The organism is Microtetraspora glauca, from assembly GCF_040656155.1.
GTDB classification, from domain to species: Bacteria; Actinomycetota; Actinomycetes; order Streptosporangiales; family Streptosporangiaceae; genus Microtetraspora; species Microtetraspora glauca.
Genome location: NZ_JBFALK010000009.1, coordinates 169,892 through 191,679, shown reverse-complemented (window position 1 = coordinate 191,679; position 21,788 = coordinate 169,892). Strand labels below are relative to the sequence as shown.

The window sequence follows — 21,788 nt, the reverse complement described above, 5'->3', positions numbered from 1 at the left end:
GCACGCCGGTTGACATGGTGACCGGCGCTCCGGCTCATCCGTTCGGACGAGCCGCATATCCGCCCACGGCAGGGGCGGACTCCCAGGATGGGTCCGTAAATTTGGATCCGTGCGTCCCACCCCCGGTAGTCCGAGATCTCGGATCCGATCTCACCATCTGATCAACGACTCGGTTCTGGCGGTGGCCCTGACCGCGGCCTCGCTCGCGCTCATCCCGCTGATGGGGTCCGTGCTGTGGCCGGATTCCTCCGTCCCCCAGCTGCGGGACCCCGACGCGCTCAGCCTCGTCCTGGCGGCGCTGTGCACGCTGCCGGTGGCGGCGCGCCGCCTCTGGCCGTTGCTCGCTCTCACGTTCACCACGCTGCCCGACCTGGCTCTCCAGGCACTGGGCCACAGCCCCGGCCTGCGTGGTGTCGCGGCGCTCATCCTCCTCTACTCCGTGGCCGCGCATCGCGGGCTCGCGCTCAGTCTGATCGCCCTGGCCGTCACCGGCCTCGGGTACGCCGTGGGCGTCCTGCTGAGCGGGGAGCCGGCCTCGTGGACGGATCACGTCATCGTCGTCGTGCTGACCATGCTGTGCTGGATGGGCGGCCGCAGCGTCCGGCTGCGCCGGGCCTACCTGGCCGAGTTGGTGGACCGTACCGACCGGCTGGAGCGCGCGCGGGAGGCCGACACCCGGGCCGCCAGGGCCGAGGAGCGGTCCCGCATCGCCCGTGAGCTGCACGACGTCGTGGCGCACCACGTCAGCGTCATGACCGTCCAGGCCGCGGCAGCGCGCAAGATGCTGGCCGTCAAGCCGGACGTGGCCCGCGACGCGCTCACGGCCATCGAGGAGATGGGACGCACGGCGATGGCGGAGATGCGCAGCATCGTGGGGGTGCTGCGCACCGACGGCCCGGCGGAGCTCGGGCCGCAACCCGGCGTGCAGGACGTGCCCACGCTGGTCGAGCAGATGCGGGAGGCGGGCCTGCGCACCCAGCTGAGCGTCGAGGGCGACGTCGGAGGCGCCGCCGAGGGCAAGGAGCGGGCGCTGCCTCCCGGCGTGGACCTGGCGGCCTACCGCCTCATCCAGGAGGCCCTCACCAACAGCCTCCGGCACGCCGGTCCCGCCGCCAGGGCGTGGGTGACCGTACGCCGGGAGAGCCGCGAACTGCTGGTCCATGTGGAGGACGACGGGCGCGGCCCGGCGGCGGAGCAGCGGCCACCGGGACGGACCGGTCACGGTCTCGTGGGCATCAGGGAGCGAGTCGCCCTTTATGGTGGAGTCCTGCGGATCGGTCCTCGCGACGGGGGCGGGTTCGAGGTCAGCGCCCGTTTCCCCCTCAAGGACAGATGATGCCCATCAGAGTGCTGCTGGTGGACGACCAGCCGCTGCTGCGTACCGGATTCCGCTTCATCCTTGAGGCCGAGCAGGACGTCACCGTGGTCGGCGAGGCGGGTGACGGGGCGACGGCGATGGAGCAGTCACGGGCGCTCCTGCCCGACGTCATCCTCATGGACGTCCGCATGCCGGGCATGGACGGCATCGAGGCGACCCGCCGCATCGTCAGGGAGGCGGCGGCGAGCGCGCACGTGCCGAAGGTCCTCGTGCTGACCACGTTCGACCTGGACGAGTACATCGTGGAGGCGCTGCGCGCCGGGGCCAGCGGGTTCCTGCTGAAGGACGTGCCGCCCGACGATCTCGTCCAGGCCATCCGCGTGGTCGCCGCGGGAGACGCGATCGTCGCGCCGAGCGTCACGCGGCGGCTCCTCGACCGGTTCGCCACCCGGCTGCCGTCCGCGCACGAGCGTGCGATCCCGGCGCGGCTGGACCGGCTGACCGAGCGTGAGCTCGAGGTGCTCCAGCTCATCGCCAAGGGCATGTCCAACGCCGAGATCGCGGCGAAGCTGGTGGTCAGCGAGACCACCGTGAAGACGCACGTCGGCAACGTGCTGACGAAGCTGTCCCTGCGCGACCGGGTGCAGGCCGTGGTGCTGGCCTACGAGACCGGGCTGATCACGCCGGGGACCCGTTCCTGACGGGCCCACCGGCGTGATCGGGCGTCACTCCGCCGCGGTGCCGTCCCCGGCCGCGGGGCCGCCGTCCGCGGTCACGAGGCCCTCCCCGGTCGTGGAGACGGCCCCCGGCGCCGGCGCGTTCTCCGGGAAGTGACACGCCACCTGGTGGCCGGTCGCGAGCGCCAGCAGCGGCGGCTCGACCTGCGAGCAGATCTCCTGCGCCTTCCAGCAGCGGGTGTGGAAGCGGCAGGCGGGCGGCGGGTTGAGCGGCGACGGGACGTCGCCCTGCAGCCGGATGCGCTCGCGCTCCTTGCGCCGCTTCGGGTCGGGGATCGGCACGGCCGACAGGAGCGCGTTGGTGTACGGATGCATCGGCGACTCGTACAGGCTCTTGCGGTCGGCCAGCTCGACGATCTTGCCGAGGTACATGACCGCGACCCGGTCGCTGATGTGCCGGACCACCGACAGGTCGTGCGCGATCACCACGTAGGTGAGGTCGAGCTCGTTCTGCAGGTCCTCCAGGAGGTTGACCACCTGCGCCTGGATCGACACGTCCAGCGCGGACACCGGCTCGTCGGCGATGATGAGCTTCGGCTTGAGCGCGAGGGTGCGGGCGATGCCGATGCGCTGGCGCTGGCCGCCGGAGAACTCGTGCGGATAACGGTTGTAGTGCTCCGGGTTGAGCCCGACCAGTTCCAGGATCTCCTGGACGGCCTTCTTCGTGCCCTGCTCGGTCTTGATCCCCTGGATCCGGAACGGCGCGCCGACGATGGCGCCGACCGTGTGCCGGGGGTTCAGCGAGCTGTAGGGGTCCTGGAAGATCATCTGCACGTCGCGGCGGAGCGGGCGCATCCGCCCCTGCGACGCGTGGGTGATGTCGTGGCCCTCGAAGACGATCTTTCCGCCGGTCGGCTCGATCAGCCGTGTGATCAGCCGCCCGGTCGTCGTCTTGCCGCAGCCCGACTCGCCCACCAGGCCGATCGTCTCGCCCTTGACGACGTCGAAGCTGACGCCGTCCACGGCCTTGACCGCTCCGACCTGGCGCTTGAGCAGTCCCTTGGTGATCGGGAAGTGCTTCTGCAGGTTCTGAACACTCAGCAGAGGGTCCGTCACGATACCTCCTTCGTCGGCTCGTGACGGATCGTGCCGTGTCGACCGGCTCGCTCGCTACGCGCGCTCACGATGCCTCCAGGTTGGGCTTGATCTCGTTCTCCCAGACGGCCCGCCGGACGTCCCGGGGCAGATGGCAGCGCACCAGGTGGCCGCCCTCGCTCTCCAGGAGCGCCGGCACCTCGGTGGTGGACTTGCCGCCGGTGCGGTCCTCGTACGCGCAGCGCGGGTGGAAGGCGCACCCCTGCGGCACGTTGATCAGCGAGGGCGGCGTGCCCTTGATCGGGACGAGGCGTTCGGTGCGCTCCCGGTCCAGCCGTGGCATCGATCCCAGCAGGCCCCAGGTGTACGGGTGCTCCGGCCGCTCGAAGATGTCCTCGGCCGTGCCGTACTCGATGGCCTTTCCGGCGTACATCACGAGGATGTCGTCGGACAGCTCGGCCACCACGCCCAGGTCGTGGGTGATGATGATCAGCGCGGCGTTGAAGTCGCGCTGCAGATCCCGCATCAGGTCGAGGATCTGCGCCTGCACGGTGACGTCCAGCGCCGTGGTGGGCTCGTCGGCGATCAGCAGCTCGGGGTCGCAGCTCAGCGCCATGGCGATCATCGCGCGCTGCCGCATACCGCCGGAGAACTCGTGCGGGTAGCTGTCCACCCGCCGGTCGGGCTGCGGGATGCCGACCCGGTCGAGCATGTCGATCGCGTGCTTGCGCGCGACCTTCTTGCTCACGTTGTGGTGGATCCGGTACGCCTCGATGATCTGGGCGCCGACCGTGTAGAACGGGTGCATCGCGGACAGCGGATCCTGGAAGATCATCGCCATCTTCTTGCCCCGCAGGGTCCGTACGTGCTCGGCGCTGGCGCTGACCAGCTCCTCGCCGTCCAGCCAGATCTCACCGGAGATCTTCGCCGGGCCGCCCTTGTGCAGGCCGAGGATGCCGAGGCTGGTGACGCTCTTGCCCGAGCCGGACTCCCCGACGATGCCGAGGGTCTTGCCCCGCTCCAGGCTGTAGGAGAGCCCGTCCACGGACTTGACCAGGCCGTCGTCGGTCGGGAAGTGGATCCGCAGGTCCTTCAGTTCCAGGAAGGTCACGAGAGCCTCACCCTCGGGTCGACCACCGCGTACAGCAGGTCGACGATCAGATTCGCCACGACGACGAAGAACGCGGCGAACAGCACCACGCCCATGACCTTGGGCAGGTCCTGGCTGTTGATCGCGTCGATGGCGTACTTGCCCATGCCGGGCAGCGAGTACGTGCTCTCGGTGAGCACCGCGCCGCCCAGGAGGAGGCCGACGTCGAGGCCGAAGATCGTCAGGATCGGGGTGAGCGCGCCGCGCAGGCCGTGCTTGAGCACCACCGTGCGCTCGGCCAGCCCCTTGGCCCGGGCCGTTCGGATGTAGTCCTCGTTCATCGTCTCCAGCATCCCGGCCCGGGTGAGCCGCGCGTATCCGGCGGCGTACAGGAAGGCGAGGGTGATCCACGGCAGGATGAGGCTGTACGCCCAGTCCACGGGATTTTCGAAGAACGGGGTGAAACTGCCGCCGGGGGCGGTGATCTCGAATGGGTAGCCGTAGCTGAACACCACCAGCGACGCCATTCCCGTGAAGAAGATGGGCAGCGACACCCCTCCGAGCGCGATGGTCATCGCGGCCCGGTCGAAGAAGCTTCCCCTCCGCAGAGCGGAGACCACTCCTGTCGCCACGCCCGCGAGCACCCAGATGACCGCGGCGCCTAACGCGAGTGACATCGTCACCGGCACGCGGTCCAGCAGGTCGGGCCAGACCGGCAGCCGGGTGAGGAAGGAGTAGCCGAAGCAGGGAGCGGGGCACTGCTCCACCCCCGGGCCGTAGTCGTACTCCGAGCCCGCGACGATGCCCTTGGCGAATCGTCCGTACTGCACGACCAGGGGATCGTAGAAACCGAGTTTCTCAGCGGCGATCTTCACCTGTTCGGCGTTCGCGGTACGGCCGACGTAGCGCGTGGCGAGGCTCTCCGGTGTCGCGCCCGCCAGGCGCGGCACCAGGAAGAAGATGGCGAACGTGACGATGCTCACGATGGTGAGCATCGCGGCCGCCCAGATCAGCCGCCTGATGATGTATGTGACCACAATCCCCCCGGCTCCGGGGGCCGGCTCGGACGAGCCGGCCCCCTTGCCGCGTTCACGTGTCTGTCGGATCGGTTACGCGACTACTTGACGCCGAGGCCCAGGTAGTCGTACATGCCGTAGGCGTCGTTCACGAAGATGTTCGTCGCGTTCTTGCTGCGCACGAGCAGGCTCTTCGTCCAGATGCCCGGGAGGATGTAGGCGCCCTCCATGACCTTCTTGTCGATCGCGGTCCAGATGGCGTCGCGCTTGGTCTTGTCGGTCTCCGCCATCGCCTGGTCGAGCAGCTTGTCGACCTCGGGGTCCCGGACGCTGATGTTCGAGGAACCGCCGGTGTCACGGATGACGCGGCTGTCCACGATCTGGCCGAGGAAGCCGAAGCCGTCGGGCCAGTCCGACATCCAGCCGTTCTGGGCGAGGCCGATCTTGTTGTCCTTGGCGTAGCCCGGCTTGCCGGCGTACAGCGCGAAGTAGTCCGCCTGCGGGAACGGCTTGAGGGTCAGCTTGATGCCGACCCGGCCCAGGGCCTGCTGCAGCGCCTCGGCCGCGGCCTTCTCGTTCGGACGCTCGGCGCGGTAGGAGATGTTGGTCTCGAAACCGTCCGGCTGGCCGCAGGCCGTCAGGTGCTCCTTGGCCTTGGCCAGGTCGCCCTTGTTGTCGGCGCCCGGCGGGTAGAGGTTGAAGTCCTCGTGGCCCGGGATCGCCGGCGGCAGCAGGCTGGTCGCGATCTGGCCGCCCGCGACCTCGCCGCCGAACGCCGTCTGGTAGTCCACCTTGTTCGCGGCGTACTGGACGGCCTTGCGGCAGTCGATGTTGTCCAGCGGGGGCACGTTGCCGTTGATCGACGTGTACCAGAGGCGGGTGCTCGTCGGGTTGTCGGAGGCGGCCTTGACCGCCGGGTCGCCGAGGACCCGGCCGAGCGCGGCCTGCTTGATGCCGGTGCCGATCACCGCGACGTCGAGGTCGCCGGACAGGATCCGGTTGTCGATGTCGTCGGCGTTGACGTTCGTCGAGACCTCGAAGCCGTCAGGCAGCGCCGGGCGGTTCGGGTCGGTGGCCGGGTCCCAGTTGGGGTTGCGGACCAGCGTGAAGCCCTTGCCGATCTCGTTCTTCTGGAACATGTACGGCCCGGACGCGATGATGTGCTCGCGGTACTTCGCGCCGGTGTCCTTGGCCTCGGGGACCGGGATGGTCGCCGGAAGCTGGGCGAAGTAGTCGAAGTTGCTCAGCGGCTGCTTGAGGTGGAAGACGATCGTCTGGTCGTCCGGCGTCTCGATCGCCTTGTCCGTGTTGACGCCCTTGGACTTGTACGGACCCTTGTAGTCCTTCGGCAGGTCCAGGAAGTCGTTGAAGTAGGTGTACCCGTCGGGGAACACCTCCTTGTCGAGCGAGCGCAGCACGCCGTACTTGACGTCCTTGGACGTGATCGGCGTGCCGTCCTCGAACTTGACACCCGACTTGATCTTGTACGTCCAGGTCTTGGCGTCGTCGCTCGGCGTGCCCATGCCCTCGGCCAGGTCGGGCGTGAGCTCGTTGCCCTCCTTGCCCGGCGCCGACTTGAACATCAGCAGCGAGCGGCCGTAGAGCCGGACGAAGTTCCAGGAGTAGCCGTAGTACGTGTCGCCGGGGTCGAGCGAGTCCCAGTCACCCTCGTTGGCGAACTTGAGGACACCGCCCTTCTTGTCGGACGGGTTGACGATTCCGGTGAGGGCGGCGTTGAACTCCGCCTTCGCCCCATCGGCGGCCGGCTTCGCCGAGTCCTTCGGCGTCGTGCTGCTGCCGCCGCCGCAGGCCGACAGCGCGAGGGCGAGCACCGCGCCCACGGCCGCCGCGCCTGTCGTGGTTCTTCTCTTCATCTACAACCCCTTGGTTTCGGAGCGGGGAACAACAGGGAATCGGGTGAGCTCAGCGGGCCTTCGGGTCGAGGGCGTCCCTCAGCCCGTCACCGAACAGGTTGAACGCCAGAACGGTGATGAAGATCGCCATGCCCGGGAAAAGCATGAAATAGGGCATCGTGTAGAAGCGGACGGCGTCCGACAACATGCCACCCCACGTCGGTGTCGGCGGGCGGACGCCGACGCCGAGGAACGACAGCGACGCCTCGAACACCACGTTCGTCGGGATGAGCAGCGTCGCGTAGATGAGGATGGGCGCCACCAGGTTCGGGAGGATCTCCCGGAAGATGACGTACGACCCGCGGGCCCCGAGACTGCGCGCCGCGTCGACGAACTCGCGCTCGCGCAGCGACAACGTCTGCCCGCGGATGATCCGGCCGATGTAGGGCCAGTTGAAGAAGCCGATGACGAAGACCAGCAGCGCCACGCGCAGGGTGTCGCCGGTCAGGCCGAACGCGTCGTCCGGGATGATGCCGGCCAGCGCCATGGCGAAGACCAGGATCGGGAAGGCCAGGAAGACGTCCATCGTCTTGCTGATGATCGAGTCGACCAGGCCCCCGAAGTAGGCCGCCGTGACGCCCAGCAGCGTTCCGATGACGACCGACAGCAGGGTGGCCAGGAAGGCGATCAGCAGCGAGATGCGCGCGCCGTACACGATCCGGCTGAAGATGTCGCGCCCGTTGACCGGCTCGACGCCGAAGAGGTGCTCGGCGCTGATGCCCGTGCCGTCCTTGGGCGCCATGGTCGAGGAATCGATGAGATCGGAGTTGAACTGGATGGGGTCGTGCCCGAACAGCCCGACGATGAGGGGCGCGAAGACGGCGACCAGGATCAGGAAGATCACGACCAGCCCGCCCGCGATGGCGATCTTGTCGCGCTTCAGCCGCATCCAGGCGATCTGCCCCAGCGAGCGCCCCTGGATGGCCGTGGCGCTCACGCCGGCGACCGTGGGCACCGGCGCGGGATCGGTCGGCGTGGCCGGCACGTCGAGCGGCGCGGTCACCGGAGCTCCCCGTTCCCGTCCGCCGGAAGCGTGTTCCGCTTCACGGCGAATCCCGGCGTCGACTCCACGACCGAAGTGCGGTGCGTATTGATGACCCTGCTGCGCGCGGCCATGCGTGTCGGCCCCCTGGGTTCCAGACGTTATCCCGTGGTCCCGGAAGGCACGCCGGTCCCAGAAGGGAGAATCTACGTCCTGAACTGGGTAAACAAGCCCACAAGGGGCCTATGTGGCCCAACTGTGATTGACGCGAAACTCATTCGTATTGATCTTGAAAGGAATGTCAGAAACCGATGCCGGTTACGTCTCGGAACCGTGACATTCCCACCATCCGAGATTTCGCGAGCATCGCTCAGCTGATGCCGCGTCGCTTGAGGATGTCCTCGATGTCGGAGAAGTCATCCGCCGGAGCCGGCTTGGCGGGCCGCTCGATCGGCGTGGTCTTCCCACCGGGCGCCGCGGCGGGCGTGCCGGTGGGCGTCGGCGCGGAGGCCTCCTCCCCGGCGGTTCCCTTGCGGTCCCGCGCCAGAGCGCGCCCGCGCAGGGCGCCGGAGACGACGAAGAGCAGGGCGGAGAGCCCCGCGAGGACGATCCCCGTCCAGACCATCGGCGACAGGACCAGTCCGGTCACGAAGGACACGAGCGAGGAGATCACGTTCCACAGCGTCTTGAGCGCCCCGGTCAAGTACGCGGCGAGCGGCAGCAGCGCCCACGCCGTGGCACGCAGCCCCGCGGCCAGCCCCCTGCGACGGAACGCCAGATAGCTCAGCACGATCCCCACGGCGGTGAGTGCGGCGCACAGCGGCATCCACGCGATCTGGTCAAAGGACATAACAGGCTCCTCTTACGGCGTTCGTTCCATCCTGGCACGCTCCGCCCGCCTGCGAGCGCCCCGAGATCACCACCGAGCCCCGAGATGCCCCTGAGATTCCCGCGGGGAACCCTGAGACGTCCGCGAGGAGCCATCCGACCATCGCTACGCGCGCGATCAGGCGATGAGACCGCGTAGGAGCGCGACGTCCACGTGGCGCAGCGAGGGCACGACGATCCGTCCGGGGGCGGGGTCGATGGCCACCAGGCTGGGCACCGCGACCACCTGGCATCCCGCCGCCGACGCGGACGCCACGCCGTTCGGGGAGTCCTCCAGTACGGCGCAGCGCGCCGGATCGACGGAGAGCAGGCCCGTCGCGGTCAGGTAGGGCTCGGGATGCGGCTTGGTCCAGGTGACGTCGTCCGCCGTGACGATGACGTCGAAGTGCTCGCGGCCGATGGTCTTCAGCACCGAGTCCGCGATCACCCGCAGCGACGAGGTGACCAGCGCGATGGGCACGCCCTCGTCGGCGACCGCCCGGAGCAGTTCGAGTGCTCCCGGCATGGTGACGACTCCGTCCGCGAGCCGCCGCTCCATGCCGTCGAGCAGCCACTCCCCGATCAGGGACGGGGCCACCTCGGCCCCGGTCATCGCGAGCATGTAGGCGACGCTGCGCTCCCACGACCCGCCCACGAGCTGTTCCTGGTGCTCGGGCCCCCAGGTGCCGCCGAGGCGGGTCACCACCTCGGATTCCACCTCGAACCACACCTTCTCGGTGTCGACGAGCAGTCCGTCCATGTCGAAGAGAACCGCGTCCAAGCTTCCCCCTTGCCCGCTTCGCCGTACCGCGTGATCGAGGCGCGTCGCGCATGCCGGGGGGACCCCGCGTGATCACGATCAATGGGTGTGCAGGTCAGCCATGCTATACGGCCCAGGCCACAAGATCACGCGGGGGGACGGTCAGACGTTGAAGTACTTCGCCTCCGGGTGGTGGACCACCAGAGCCGAGGTGGCCTGCTCGGGGTGCAGCTGGAACTCCTCCGACAGCGTGACGCCGATGCGCGAGGGGTCGAGCAGCTCCATGACCTGAACCTGGTCCTCCAGGTTGGGGCAGGCCGGGTAGCCGAAGGAGTAACGGCACCCGGCGATGTTGACCTTGAGCATGTCGGCCAGGGACTCGTCGCCCCCGATGCCCAGCTCGGAGCGCACGCGGGCGTGCCAGTACTCGGCGAGCGCCTCGGTGAGCTGGACGGACAGGCCGTGGAGTTCGAGGTACTCGCGGTAGGAGTCCTTCGCGAACAGCTCGGCGGTGGCCTCGCTGATCCGGTTGCCCATCGTCGCCACCTGGAAGGCGACCACGTCGACCTCGCCGGAGTCGCGCGACCTGAAGAAGTCGGACAGGCACAGGTGCCGGTCCCGGCGCTGGCGCGGGAACGTGAAGCGGGTCCGCTCGTTGCCGGCGTCGTCGAGGATGATCAGGTTGTCGCCCTCACTGACGCACGGGAAGTAGCCGTACGCGACCGCGGCCTCAAGCAGCCCCTCGGTCTGCAGCCGCTCCAGCCACATGCGCAGCCGCGGCCGGCCCTCGAGCTCGACGAGCTCCTCGTAGGACGGTCCGTCGCCGCCGCGCGCGGCCTTGAGGCCCCACTGGCCCATGAACGTGGCGCGCTCGTCGAGGAAGGAGGCGTAGTCGGCCAGCGGGATGCCCTTGACGACCCTGTCGCCGAAGAAGGGCGCCGTGGGCACCGGATTGTCGGCGGCGACGTCGGACCTGGCCGGCAGGTCCTCGACCGCGGTGCGGGTGAGGACCGCGCCGGTCTTCACCCTGCGGGTGCGCAGCGCGGGCAGCTCGGCGCCCTGCTCGCCCCGCTTGACCGCCATGAACGCGTCCATCAGCCGCAGGCCCTCGAAGGCGTCCCTGGCATACCTGACCTCGCCCTGGAACAGGTCGGCCAGGTCCTGCTCGACGTACGCCCGGGTCAGCGCGGCACCGCCGAGGAGCACGGGGTACTTCTCGGAGATCCCCCGGACGTTCATCTCCTCGAGGTTCTCCTTCATGACGACCGTCGACTTCACCAGAAGCCCGGACATGCCGATCACGTCGGCCTTCTTGTCCTCCGCGGCCTCCAGGATCGCCGACACCGGCTGCTTGATGCCGAGGTTGACCACCTCGTAGCCGTTGTTGGACAGGATGATGTCCACGAGGTTCTTGCCGATGTCGTGCACGTCGCCCTTGACGGTGGCCAGGACGATGCGGCCCTTGCCGTCGCCCTCCAGGCGCTCCATGTGGGGCTCCAGGTAGGCGACCGCGTTCTTCATGACCTCGGCCGACTGGAGCACGAACGGCAGCTGCATCTCGCCGGAGCCGAACAGGACGCCGACGGTCTTCATGCCGTCGAGCAGCACGTCGTTGATGATCTCCAGGGCGGGCCGCTGGGCGAGCGCCTCGTCCAGGTCGGCCTCCAGGCCCTTGCGCTCACCGTCGACGATGCGGCGCTTGAGACGCTCCCACAGCGGGAGCCCGGCCAGCTCGGCGGCCTTGCCCGCCTTCAGCGCGGCGGCGTCGACGCCCTCGAACAGCTCCATGAACCGCTGCAGCGGGTCGTAGCCCTCACGCCGCCGGTCGTAGACCATGTCGAGCGCGACCTGGCGCTGCTCGTCGGGGATCCGCGCCATCGGCAGGATCTTGGAGGCGTGCACGATCGCCGAGTCGAGCCCGGCGTTGACGCACTCGTGCAGGAACACGCTGTTGAGCACCATGCGCGCGGCCGGGTTCAGGCCGAACGACACGTTGGAGACGCCCAGAGTGGTCTGCACGGTGGGGTGGCGGCGCTTGAGCTCGCGGATCGCCTCCATGGTCTCGATGCCGTCGCGCCGGGTCTCCTCCTGGCCGGTGGCGATCGGGAACGTGAGGCAGTCGACGATGATGTCCTCGACCCTCATGCCCCAGTTGTGCACCAGGTCCTCGATGAGGCGGTCGGCGATCCTGACCTTGCCCTCGGTGGTGCGGGCCTGGCCCTCCTCGTCGATGGTCAGCGCCACGACCGCCGCGCCGTGCTCCCTGACCAGGCGCATGATCCGGGTGAACCGCGAGTCGGGGCCGTCGCCGTCCTCGTAGTTGACCGAGTTGACGATCGCGCGGCCGCCGAGCATCTCCAGGCCGGCCTCGATGACGGCGGGCTCGGTGGAGTCGATCACGATCGGCAGGGTGGAGGCGGTGGCGAACCGGAACGCCAGCTCCTTCATGTCGTTCACGCCGTCGCGGCCGACGTAGTCGACGCACAGGTCCAGCAGGTGGGCGCCGTCGCGGGCCTGCGCCCTGGCGATCTCGACGCACTCCTCGTGGTTGCCCGCGAGCATCGCCTCGCGGAACGCCTTTGAGCCGTTGGCGTTGGTCCGCTCGCCGATGGCGAGGAAGGAGGTGTCCTGGCGGAACGGCACGTGCTGGTAGAGCGAGGAGGCGCCGGCCTCGGGACGGGGGCGCCTGGCCTCGCGACCCCGGCCGCGGACGCGCTCGACGACGTGCCGCAGGTGCTCGGGAGTGGTGCCGCAGCAGCCGCCGATCAGGGCGAGGCCGTAGTCGCGGGTGAACGCCTCGTGGGCGTCGGCGAGCTCGCCCGGGCTGAGCGGGTAGTAGGCGCCGTCGGAGGTGAGCTGCGGCAGGCCCGCGTTCGGCATGCACGACAGCGGCACCCGGCAGTGCTTGGCCAGGTAGCGCAGGTGCTCGCTCATCTCGGTCGGCCCGGTGGCGCAGTTGAGGCCGATCACGTCGACGCCGAGCGGCTCGATCGCGGTCAGCGCGGCTCCGATCTCCGAGCCGAGCAGCATGGCGCCGTTGGTCTCGATCGTCACCTGGGCGATGATCGGCACGTCGCGTCCGGCCGCCTCGACGGCCCGCTTGGAACCCACGACCGCGGCCTTGACCTGGAGCAGGTCCTGGCAGGTCTCGATGATCAGCGCGTCGGCGCCCCCGGCGATCAGACCCGCCGCGTTGTCGCGGTAGGCGTCGCGCAGCGTGGCGTACGGCAGGTGCCCCAGCGTGGGCAGCTTGGTGCCCGGCCCCATCGAGCCGAGTACGAACCGGGGGTGGTCGGGGGTGGACCACTGGTCGGCCTGCTCACGGGCGAGCCGCGCGCCGGCCTCGGAGAGCTCGTAGATCCGGTCGGCGATGTCGTACTCGCCGAGCGCGGCGTGGTTGGCGTTGAAGGTGTTCGTCTCGACACAGTCGACGCCCACCGCGAGGTAGGCGTCGTGCACGGCCCTGACGATGTCGGGGCGGCTGACGTTGAGGACGTCGTTGCAACCCTCGTGACCCTGGAAATCGTCGATCGTGGGGTCGTAGGACTGCAGCATGGTGCCCATCGCCCCGTCGGCCACCAGCACGCGCTCGGACAGGGCTCTGCGGAAGGACGGTCCACTCGTCATGCGCCAAGCCTATCCGGATACGCGTCAGCGCTATTGAACGCGTAGGCCAATAGGAACGACCGGCGGCCCCCGCACGGTTCCCGGACTACCGCAGACGAACGATCATCATTGGGCGCGTGGGTGACGCCGGAGGCCCCTCACCGAATAGTCTTGGGGGAAGGCCATATCCCTGTGGGCCAGTGAGGAGGCGGCGCGTGATCGAGCTCGAAGGGCTCCCTGAGCTCGTCGACCCGGTGCTGATCGCCGCGTTCGAAGGGTGGAACGACGCGGGTGAGGCGTCCAGCGGAGTGCTCGCGCACCTCGAGTCGGAGTGGAAGGCGACTCCGCTGGTCGAGCTGGACCCGGAGGACTATTACGACTTCCAGGTGACCCGCCCGGTCGTGGAGATGGGCGACGACGGCCTGACCCGGTCCATCGTCTGGCCGACGACCCGGTTCCTCCTCGCCCGGCCACCGGGCGCCAAGCGCGACGTCGTGCTGCTTCGCGGCATCGAGCCGAACATGCGCTGGCGCTCGTTCTGCTCGGAGGTCGTGGGCCTGTGCCACGACCTCGGCGTGGACCTGGCGGTGCTGCTGGGCGCGCTGCTCAACGACTCGCCGCACACCCGCCCGGTGCCCATCGTCGGATCGGTGAGCGACGCGGGGATGGCCCGCGCGCTCAACCTCGACATGTCGAAGTACGAGGGCCCCACCGGGATCGTGGGCGTGCTCCAGCACTCCCTCGGCTCGGCCGGGCTGCGCACCGTTTCGCTGTGGGCGTCGGTGCCGCACTATGTGGCCCAGCCGCCGAACCCCAAGGCCACCCTGGCGCTGCTCCGCAGGATCGAGGACATGCTCGACATCCCGATGCCGTACGGCGACCTCGCCGAGGAGGCGAGGGCGTGGGAGCACGGCGTGGACGAGCTGGCCGCCCAGGACACCGAAGTCGCCGAGTACGTCAGGGAGCTGGAGGAGCGCAAGGACGCCACCGAGCTGCCGGAGGCCAGCGGTGACGCCATCGCGGCCGAGTTCGAGCGCTACCTCCGCCGCAGGGACCGCGGCACCGACGGCTGACCCTGCGGCGGGTCCGCCGCAGTGCTCCCTGATGACGCGGCGCATCGAGCGCGCGACGGCGAGGATCCGTCGCGCGTCGCGAAACAGGTGGCCACACCGATCAGGAATCGAGAAGCGCGGCCCTCCGAGCCGCGGCTAGCGTGACCGCCGTGGACATCACCATTCACCCGGGCTTCCTCCCGCACGACGACCCGGACCCGTCCCTGGCCTTCCATCGCGAGCGCCCGGACGTGGTCCCGGTGGCGCTCCTTCTCCTGCGGGCCGGACACGGTTGAGACGAACGGCCGGCGGCGAACCCGCCACCCCAGGCGATCGGGCCGTCCGTTCCCAGACTTCCCGTTCGAGTTCACGCCAGGCGCTCCCGACCGGACTGACGCCTCGACGGGCACGCCGCCGGCCGGGGCCCGGAGGCTTTACGGGCCGGAGCGCGGGAGAACCAGACGTACTACTGTTCGAATCTGGTTAGATCGAGCCAGGCGACGCCGACCGAGACCGCGAAGGCGGCCCACGTAACAGATGGAGAGACGATGAGCATGGCCACGAGGACCGACACGCAGTCGCCTGCGCCGCACGCCGCCGACAGCCACGATCTGATCCGCGTGCAGGGCGCGCGCGTGAACAACCTCAAGGACGTCACCATCGAGATCCCGAAGCGACGGCTGACGGTGTTCACCGGCGTCTCCGGCTCGGGCAAGAGCTCGCTGGTGTTCGGCACGATCGCCGCGGAGTCGCAGCGGATGATCAACGAGACCTACAGCGCCTTCGTGCAGGGCTTCATGCCGACGCTGGCGCGCCCCGAGGTCGACGTACTCGAAGGGCTGACAACCGCGATCATCGTCGACCAGCAGCGGATGGGCACCGACCCCCGCTCCACGGTCGGCACCGCCACCGACGTCAACGCGATGCTGCGCATCCTCTTCAGCCGGCTCGGGACGCCGCACATCGGCTCAGCCCAGGCGTTCTCCTTCAACGTCGCCTCGATCAGTGGAGCGGGTGCGGTCACCATGGAGCGCGCCGGACGGAACGTGAAGGAGCGTCGCAGCTTCAACGTCACCGGCGGCATGTGTCCGCGTTGCGAGGGCCGGGGCTCGGTCAACGACATCGACCTGACCCAGCTCTACGACGACGGCAAGTCGCTCAACGAGGGCGCTCTCACGATCCCCGGCTACACCATGGACGGTTGGTACGGCCGCATCTTCGGCGGCTGCGGCTTCTTCGACCCGGACAAGCCGATCCGCGAGTTCACCAAGAAAGAGCTGAACGACCTCCTCTACAAGGAGCCGACCAAGATCAAGGTCGATGGCATCAACCTGACCTACGAGGGTCTGATTCCGAAGATCCAGAAATCGATGCTGTCCAAGGACGTCGACTCGCTGCAGTCGCATATCCGGGCGTTCGTGGAGCGGGCGGTCACCTTCACCACCTGCGCCGAATGCGACGGCACCCGGCTCAACGAGGCGGCCCGGTCATCGAAGATCAGCGGGATCAGCATCGCCGACGCGTGCGCGATGCAGATCAGTGACCTGGCCACATGGGTTCGCGGCCTGGACGAGCCGTCGGTGGCGCCGCTGCTCGCCACGCTGCAGCACACGCTCGACTCGTTCGTCGGGATCGGGTTGGGCTACCTGTCGCTCGACCGGCCGTCGGGCACGCTGTCGGGCGGCGAGGCGCAGCGCGTCAAGATGATCCGCCACCTCGGCTCCTCACTCACCGACGTCACCTACGTCTTCGACGAGCCCACCACGGGCCTGCACCCCCATGACATCCAGCGGATGAACGACCTGCTGCTGCGGCTGCGGGACAAGGGCAACACGGTGCTGGTCGTGGAGCACAAGCCGGAGACGATCGCGATCGCCGACCACGTCGTCGACCTCGGCCCCGGCGCCGGTACGGCGGGCGGCACCGTCTGCTTCGAGGGCACCGTCGAGGGGCTGCGGGCCAGCGACACCATCACCGGCCGCCATTTCGACGACCGGGCCGCCCTCAAGGAGACGGTGCGGAAGCCCGCCGGCACGCTGGAGATCCGCGGCGCGACGGCGCACAACCTGCGCGGCGTCGACGTCGACATCCCGCTCGGGGTGCTTGTCGTCGTCACCGGCGTCGCCGGCTCCGGCAAGAGCTCGCTCGTGCACGGGTCGATCCCCGCCGGCGCGGGTGTGGTGTCGGTCGACCAGGGCGCGATCCGCGGCTCGCGACGGAGCAACCCGGCGACGTACACCGGACTGCTCGACCCGATCCGCAAGGCGTTCGCGAAGGCCAACGGCGTCAAGCCGGCGCTGTTCAGCGCCAACTCCGAGGGCGCCTGCCCCAGCTGCAACGGCGCGGGCGTCATCTACACCGACCTGGCGATGATGGCCGGCGTCGCCACCACCTGCGAGGAGTGCGAGGGGAAGCGGTTCCAGGCATCGGTGCTGGACCACCACCTCGGCGGCCGCGACATCAGCGAGGTGCTCGCGATGTCGGTGATCGAGGCCGAGGAGTTCTTCGGCTCAGGCGAGGCGCGCACGCCGGCCGCGCACGCCATCCTCAACCGGCTCGCCGACGTCGGGCTCGGCTACCTCAGCCTCGGCCAGCCGCTCACCACGCTGTCCGGCGGCGAGCGGCAGCGGCTCAAGCTGGCCACCCACATGTCCGAGAAGGGCGGCGTCTACGTCCTCGACGAGCCGACCACCGGCCTCCACCTCGCGGACGTCGAACAGCTGCTCGGCCTGCTCGACCGGCTCGTCGACTCCGGCAAGTCCGTCATCGTCGTCGAGCACCACCAGGCGGTCATGGCGCACGCCGACTGGATCATCGACCTCGGTCCCGGCGCCGGCCACGACGGCGGCCGGATCGTCTTCGAAGGCACACCCGCCGACCTCGTCGCGGCCCGCTCCACCCTCACCGGCGAGCACCTCGCGGCCTACGTCGGCACCTGACCGAGGCCCTCGGGGACACCGGCAGACGAGTTCTCTCATCTGTTTCGCAGGTCCCGGTGAACCGGCACGGGGTGTGTTCGACAGGGGCGAGCGGCTCCTCCCGTGCCGGTTCTGTCTTTGAGAATGGTGTCCATAAGATGTCCGGCCGGATGAGTCATCGCCCGTCCAGCCAGTCACCCGCCGACCCCGGCTCGACACGAGAGGAACAGCACGAATGGTGAACCGCGACGCCGCCGCGCTCGACGACCCGGTGGGCGCATCACTGCGCGGTCACCACGCACACCTTGCCCGCCGACTCGGCCGGGCTGCTACCTACCAGTCGGGAGTCGCGACCTTCTCCGCGGTAGCCGCCGACCCGGATCCGCAGGACTGGGCCGACCTCGCTCGACTGCTCGGCCGAGGCGAGCTCGCCGACATGTTCAGCCGCGCGGCGACACCGCCGCCGGACTGGGAGCCGGTCTTCGTCCTCGAAGGCCGCCAGATGATCTGGGCCGGCGACAGCCGACCTGATCACCTCCCTGCCGGGACCGGCGCCGAAGTGGTCGAACTCGGCGTGGACAGCGTGCCCGAGATGCTCGACCTCGTCGCGCGGGCCCAGCCCGGGCCATTCTGGCCGCGCACCCGCGAGTTCGGCACCTATCTCGGCGTCCGCGACAAGGGCACGCTGGTGGCGATGGCGGGCGAGCGACTCCGGCCACCGGGATGGACCGAGATCAGCGCCGTCTGCACCGCCCCAGAGGCACGCGGGCGAGGCTACGCCGCCCACCTGATCAGTGCGCTCGTCGCGCGTATCGTGGCTCGCCACGAACGTCCCTTCCTGCACGTGGCCGAGGCGAACACCGGCGCGATCGCCCTCTACGAGCGGCTCGGCTTCGAGACCCGCAAGCCCGTGACCTTCCAAGGGTTCCGCACGCCCTGACGGCCTCTGGCACTGAGATGCGTGCGCGGCAGGTGGGGGGCACGACCGAGCCTCTCGCTGGTGATGCCAAGATCACCGGCAGCTTCGCCTGCCGCCGAAATCCGGTCCGATCCTTCCCTGAGGCCGAACGGCGGAGACCCGCTCGGCCGGGTGCGAGCCGACAGCACTGACTGGGTGTTCACGGCGTTCGCGGAGACGCGGATACCGCCGAGGGCGAAGCCGGAGCTGCTCCACCAGCTCCAAGCGCACGTCTACGCGAGCTCGACTAGTTCTGTCGGGGGCCGTCGCGCCGCGCGAGCCGGCTGGGCCACCACATCCACCGGCCGGCGTCCAGCGTCAGCGCCGGGACCAGCAGCGAGCGGACCACCAGCGCGTCGAGCAGCACGCCGAACGCCACCAGGAACGCGAGCTGCAGCAGGAACAGGATGGGCAGCACGGCCAGCGCGGCGAACGTCGCGGCCAGCACCACCCCCGCCGACGTGATGACCCCGCCCGTCAGGGTCAGCGCGCGGAGCATGCCCTGGCGGTGGCCGTGCCGTACGGTCTCCTCCCGGGCCCGCGTCATCAGGAAGATGTTGTAGTCGATCCCCAGCGCCACCAGGAACACGAACGCGAACAGCGGGACGACGGGGTCGGCCCCGGGCAGGCCGAGGATGCCGTTGAAGACGAGCGCGCCCACTCCGAGCGCCGACGCGAACGACAGCACGGTGGTGGCCACGAGCGCCAGCGGCGCCACCAGTGAGCGGAGCAGCACGATCAGGACGCCCAGCACGACCAGCAGCACGAGCGGGATCACGACCCGCAGGTCGCGCGCGGAGGTGTCGAGCGTGTCGAGGGTGACCGCCGCGCTCCCGCCGACGAGCGCGCCTGCGCCCGGGACGGCGTGCACGGCGGCGCGCAGGTCGCGCACGATGTCCACCGCTCCGGTCGACCCCGCGGGCTCGGCGAGCGTGGCGTGGACGAGCGACCTGCCGTCCACGACCTTGGGCTCCGGCTTCGGTCCGCCGGCGTTGTCAGGCGCCCCCTCCGCGCTCCCGGTGACGGCCGCGACGGCCGTCACGCCGTCCACCTTCCCCGCCGCGGCGATCACCTGGTCCAGGTGGGACGCGTCGGCGAGGATGACGGCCGGGGTGGCCGAACCACTGGAGCCGAAGCCGCGTTCCAGGGTCCGCTGCGCGGTCACCGACTCGACCTCGGAGCGGAACACGTCGAGCTGTGCGGTCCCCTCGGCGCGGAACTGCGGGACGAACGCCGCGGCGACGGCGAGCAGCGCGACAGTGGCCGCCCAGTAGAAGCGAGGCCTGCGGTCGACGGTCGCGGCGACCCGGCTCCACAGCGGATGGTTCCGCACTCCGGCCGGTTCTGTGGCGCGCGCCGCCGGAGTGACGGCTTCTGAGGCGGCGGCTTCCGAGGCGGCGGCTTCCGAGATGGCGGCTTCCCCGGCGGGGCGCGGCCGTACCGGCCAGAAGGCGGCCCGGCCGAGGAGCAGCAGCACGGCCGGGAGGAAGGTCAGCGCCGCCACCAGCGCCGCGGCGATGCCGAGCGCGGCGACCGGCCCCAGACCGCGGTTGGACGACAGGTCACTGGCGAGCAGGCACAGCACGCCCAGGATGACGGTTCCGCCCGAGGCGAGGATCGGCTCGACTGTGCCGCGCAGCGCGGTCCGCAGGGCGTCGATCGGCCGCGCGTGCTCGTGCAACGCCTCCCGGTAGCGGGCGACGAGCAGCAGGGCGTAGTCGGTGCATGCGCCGACGACCAGGATGAACAGGATGCCCTGGCTCTGGCCGTTCAGCTTGATCCACCCGGCGTCGGCCATCACGTAGACGGCGACCGCCGCCAGCACCAGGCCGAGCATCGCCGAGACGATGACCACGAACGGCAGCAGCGGTGAGCGGTACACCGCGACGAGGATGATCAGCACGGCGCCCAGCGCGACGGCGAGCAGCGTGCCGTCGATCCCGCCGAAGGCGGCGCTGAGGTCGGCCGCGAGCGCTGCGGGGCCGCCCACCTGGACCTCCGCGCCACCCACCGCCGAGTCGGCGAGCAGCGTACGCAGCTCCTTGACCGCGGTGGACGGCTTGACCCGCTCCGACACGGGGACGACGAGTTGGGCGACGCGGTCGTCCTCGGTGCCGGGGATGGGGCCGACGATCCGGCCCTCGATCCAGGGCTGCGCGGCGAGCCTGGCGGCGTCCTTCGATATCTCGGCCAGTCGCGCCGCGGCCATCGGCTCGGGGACGGAGTAGACGACGATCGCGGGGACGGCCCCGCTGTCCTCGAACCGCTTCTGGGCCTCCTGCACCTCTGTGGACTCCGCCCCGATCGGGAGGAAGGCGGCCGAGTCGTTGCTCTGCACCTCCGCCAGCCGGCCCATGAAGGATCCGAGCGGGCCGACCCCGGCTATCCACACCAGGGCGATGAGGATGGCGGCTCCGTACCAGACTCTCCGTCTCCGCCGGCTCTGACCAGGGTCGACGGGCTCCTTCGGCCGCGATCCTGGCCGCCTTGTCAGGCCGTCGTGGATGGTCATCCCGCCCCCCGTGGATCCGCGGCGCCATCGCCGCGAACGCTTCCCGCGTCTGATTGACTCGATAATCAAGATGCTTGGAAAGCAAGATACATCAGCGTCGAGGGATGGGAGTGCGACGGGCCGGAGCTACGGCGGGGTCAACGGAGCGCGGGGGCGGCCCGCGCGGAGCAGCGCCGCCGGGCGGTGGACCCGCCCTAGAATTCCTGTGCGACGACACGAACGAGACGACGACCCCGCCCCGCGATCCGCCGCGCCGACCCCGTTGGAGACGAATGGACAGCGCCCCGGGATCCGGTCGGCCGGAACAACCGGACACGCGACCCGAGAGCCGATCCGAGACGCAGGCTGAGACCCGACCTGGCCCACGGCCTGAGACACCGCCTGAAGCCGGGCGTGACTCACGGCCTGAGACACGGCCTGAGAGGCAGGCTGAGACACGGCCTGAGAGGCAGGCTGAGACACGGCCGGAGAGGCAGGCTGAGACACGATCCGGCACAGGGGCCGACGCCGAGAGCCCGGAACCGGTCCGATCCCGCGAGAGCCTCTATCTCGCGATCCAGGGCGACGGGCAGCGGCTCGCCGCCGGCCTCATCCGGCTGCTGCACGCCATGTCGGCCGGCCTCGACCTCAACCCCACGGACTTCCAGTGCTACATGCTGCTGCGAAGCGCGGGGGCGATGACCCCAGGAGAGATCGCGCAGTGGCTGAAGCTCGCCACCGGCTCGGTCACCGGCCTCATCGACCGGATGGAGGCGCGCGGCCTGGTCGTACGCGACCGCCACCCCGAGGACCGGCGCAAGGTGGTGGTGCGGCTGGCCGACCCGTCCGGCTCCATGTCCGCGGAGGACAACCCGCTGGGGATCCGCGATGCCATGACCGCCATGCACGCCCGGTATTCCGAGGTCGAACTGGAGATCATCGCGGACTGGCTGAACCGCCTCGGAGACACCCTCAACGAGATCTCGGCCGGCATGTACCGCGAGTGACGCGTGTCGAGCCGCCGGTTCCGGACAGCGCTCGCCGT

16 protein-coding genes are annotated in these 21,788 nt (G+C 69.7%); 7 read left to right on the top strand and 9 right to left on the bottom strand.

The features are described from left to right. Positions 1-109: 109 nt before the first annotated feature. Both AB0I59_RS18355 and AB0I59_RS18350 read left to right on the top strand, forming a co-directional pair. The gene (locus AB0I59_RS18355; RefSeq protein WP_061255659.1) at positions 110-1,336 is read left to right on the top strand and encodes a sensor histidine kinase; all 1,227 of its coding nucleotides are present in this window, start codon (positions 110-112) and stop codon (positions 1,334-1,336) included. Then, positions 1,336-2,019 carry a response regulator gene (locus tag AB0I59_RS18350; RefSeq protein ID WP_061255658.1) on the top strand — a complete coding sequence of 228 codons (684 nt, stop codon included), beginning with the start codon at positions 1,336-1,338 and terminating at the stop codon, positions 2,017-2,019. Before AB0I59_RS18355 ends, AB0I59_RS18350 begins: the two co-directional genes overlap by 1 nt. 24 nt (positions 2,020-2,043) lie before the next feature. Here the strand turns inward: AB0I59_RS18350 and AB0I59_RS18345 are convergent, their stop codons facing one another. From AB0I59_RS18345 to metH, 8 genes are all read right to left on the bottom strand, one after another. Further along, positions 2,044-3,111 (bottom strand): ABC transporter ATP-binding protein, encoded by a 1,068-nt coding sequence (locus AB0I59_RS18345; protein ID WP_358134127.1) that lies wholly within the window; start codon positions 3,109-3,111, stop codon positions 2,044-2,046. 64 nt (positions 3,112-3,175) lie between these two features. Next, positions 3,176-4,201: an ABC transporter ATP-binding protein gene (locus tag AB0I59_RS18340; RefSeq protein ID WP_061255656.1), complete on the bottom strand. Its 1,026-nt coding sequence runs from the start codon at positions 4,199-4,201 to the stop codon at positions 3,176-3,178. Continuing rightward, complete coding sequence (locus AB0I59_RS18335; protein ID WP_358134125.1) at positions 4,198-5,217, bottom strand: ABC transporter permease; 1,020 nt, start codon at positions 5,215-5,217, stop codon at positions 4,198-4,200. The genes AB0I59_RS18340 and AB0I59_RS18335 overlap by 4 nt, the downstream gene beginning before the upstream one ends. Before the next feature lie 80 nt (positions 5,218-5,297). Beyond that, a complete protein-coding gene (locus tag AB0I59_RS18330; RefSeq protein ID WP_061255654.1) occupies positions 5,298-7,070 on the bottom strand; it encodes an ABC transporter substrate-binding protein in 1,773 nt (590 codons plus the stop codon). A gap of 49 nt (positions 7,071-7,119) precedes the next feature. Continuing rightward, a complete protein-coding gene (locus AB0I59_RS18325) occupies positions 7,120-8,112 on the bottom strand; it encodes an ABC transporter permease (protein ID WP_061255653.1) in 993 nt (330 codons plus the stop codon). A gap of 349 nt (positions 8,113-8,461) precedes the next feature. Continuing rightward, entirely contained in the window at positions 8,462-8,941 is a 480-nt protein-coding gene (locus AB0I59_RS18320; RefSeq protein ID WP_358134122.1) for a cellulose synthase, read from the bottom strand. Between the two features lie 156 nt (positions 8,942-9,097). Continuing rightward, positions 9,098-9,739, bottom strand: coding sequence for an HAD family hydrolase (locus AB0I59_RS18315; RefSeq protein WP_358134119.1), 642 nt, complete (start codon positions 9,737-9,739; stop codon positions 9,098-9,100). Positions 9,740-9,880: 141 nt separating this feature from the next. Next, positions 9,881-13,345: a methionine synthase gene (metH, locus tag AB0I59_RS18310; RefSeq protein WP_061255650.1), complete on the bottom strand. Its 3,465-nt coding sequence runs from the start codon at positions 13,343-13,345 to the stop codon at positions 9,881-9,883. Between the two features lie 194 nt (positions 13,346-13,539). On the opposite strand from metH, the gene AB0I59_RS18305 reads away from it, so the two are divergent. The 4 genes from AB0I59_RS18305 (at position 13,540) to AB0I59_RS18290 (ending at position 18,234) form a co-directional block, all read left to right on the top strand. Next, positions 13,540-14,397, top strand: a complete 858-nt coding sequence (locus tag AB0I59_RS18305; RefSeq protein WP_061255649.1) for a PAC2 family protein — start codon at positions 13,540-13,542, stop codon at positions 14,395-14,397. 149 nt (positions 14,398-14,546) lie between these two features. Beyond that, the gene (locus tag AB0I59_RS18300; protein ID WP_358134116.1) at positions 14,547-14,672 is read left to right on the top strand and encodes a hypothetical protein; all 126 of its coding nucleotides are present in this window, start codon (positions 14,547-14,549) and stop codon (positions 14,670-14,672) included. Positions 14,673-14,924: 252 nt separating this feature from the next. Further along, on the top strand, positions 14,925-17,315 hold the full coding sequence (locus AB0I59_RS18295; RefSeq protein ID WP_358134113.1) for an ATP-binding cassette domain-containing protein: 2,391 nt from the start codon (positions 14,925-14,927) through the stop codon (positions 17,313-17,315). Between the two features lie 214 nt (positions 17,316-17,529). After that, positions 17,530-18,234: a GNAT family N-acetyltransferase gene (locus tag AB0I59_RS18290; RefSeq protein WP_358134110.1), complete on the top strand. Its 705-nt coding sequence runs from the start codon at positions 17,530-17,532 to the stop codon at positions 18,232-18,234. Between the two features lie 265 nt (positions 18,235-18,499). On the opposite strand, the gene AB0I59_RS18285 is transcribed toward AB0I59_RS18290, so the two are convergent. Next, positions 18,500-20,764, bottom strand: coding sequence for an MMPL family transporter (locus tag AB0I59_RS18285; RefSeq protein ID WP_435831010.1), 2,265 nt, complete (start codon positions 20,762-20,764; stop codon positions 18,500-18,502). A gap of 554 nt (positions 20,765-21,318) precedes the next feature. Here AB0I59_RS18285 and AB0I59_RS18280 point away from each other — a divergent pair. Continuing rightward, positions 21,319-21,750: a MarR family winged helix-turn-helix transcriptional regulator gene (locus AB0I59_RS18280; RefSeq protein WP_358134296.1), complete on the top strand. Its 432-nt coding sequence runs from the start codon at positions 21,319-21,321 to the stop codon at positions 21,748-21,750. Positions 21,751-21,788 lie beyond the last annotated feature (38 nt).

What these genes read in the sequence shown, in the direction of transcription:
- AB0I59_RS18350 (WP_061255658.1), top strand. Translation starts at nt 1,336, where the DNA reads ATGCCCATCAGAGTGCTGCTGGTGGACGACCAGCCGCTGCTGCGTACC.
- AB0I59_RS18330 (WP_061255654.1), bottom strand. Translation starts at nt 7,070, where the DNA reads ATGAAGAGAAGAACCACGACAGGCGCGGCGGCCGTGGGCGCGGTGCTC.
- AB0I59_RS18320 (WP_358134122.1), bottom strand. Translation starts at nt 8,941, where the DNA reads ATGTCCTTTGACCAGATCGCGTGGATGCCGCTGTGCGCCGCACTCACC.
- metH (WP_061255650.1), bottom strand. Translation starts at nt 13,345, where the DNA reads ATGACGAGTGGACCGTCCTTCCGCAGAGCCCTGTCCGAGCGCGTGCTG.
- AB0I59_RS18295 (WP_358134113.1), top strand. Translation starts at nt 14,925, where the DNA reads ATGAGCATGGCCACGAGGACCGACACGCAGTCGCCTGCGCCGCACGCC.
- AB0I59_RS18290 (WP_358134110.1), top strand. Translation starts at nt 17,530, where the DNA reads ATGGTGAACCGCGACGCCGCCGCGCTCGACGACCCGGTGGGCGCATCA.
- AB0I59_RS18285 (WP_435831010.1), bottom strand. Translation starts at nt 20,764, where the DNA reads ATGACCATCCACGACGGCCTGACAAGGCGGCCAGGATCGCGGCCGAAG.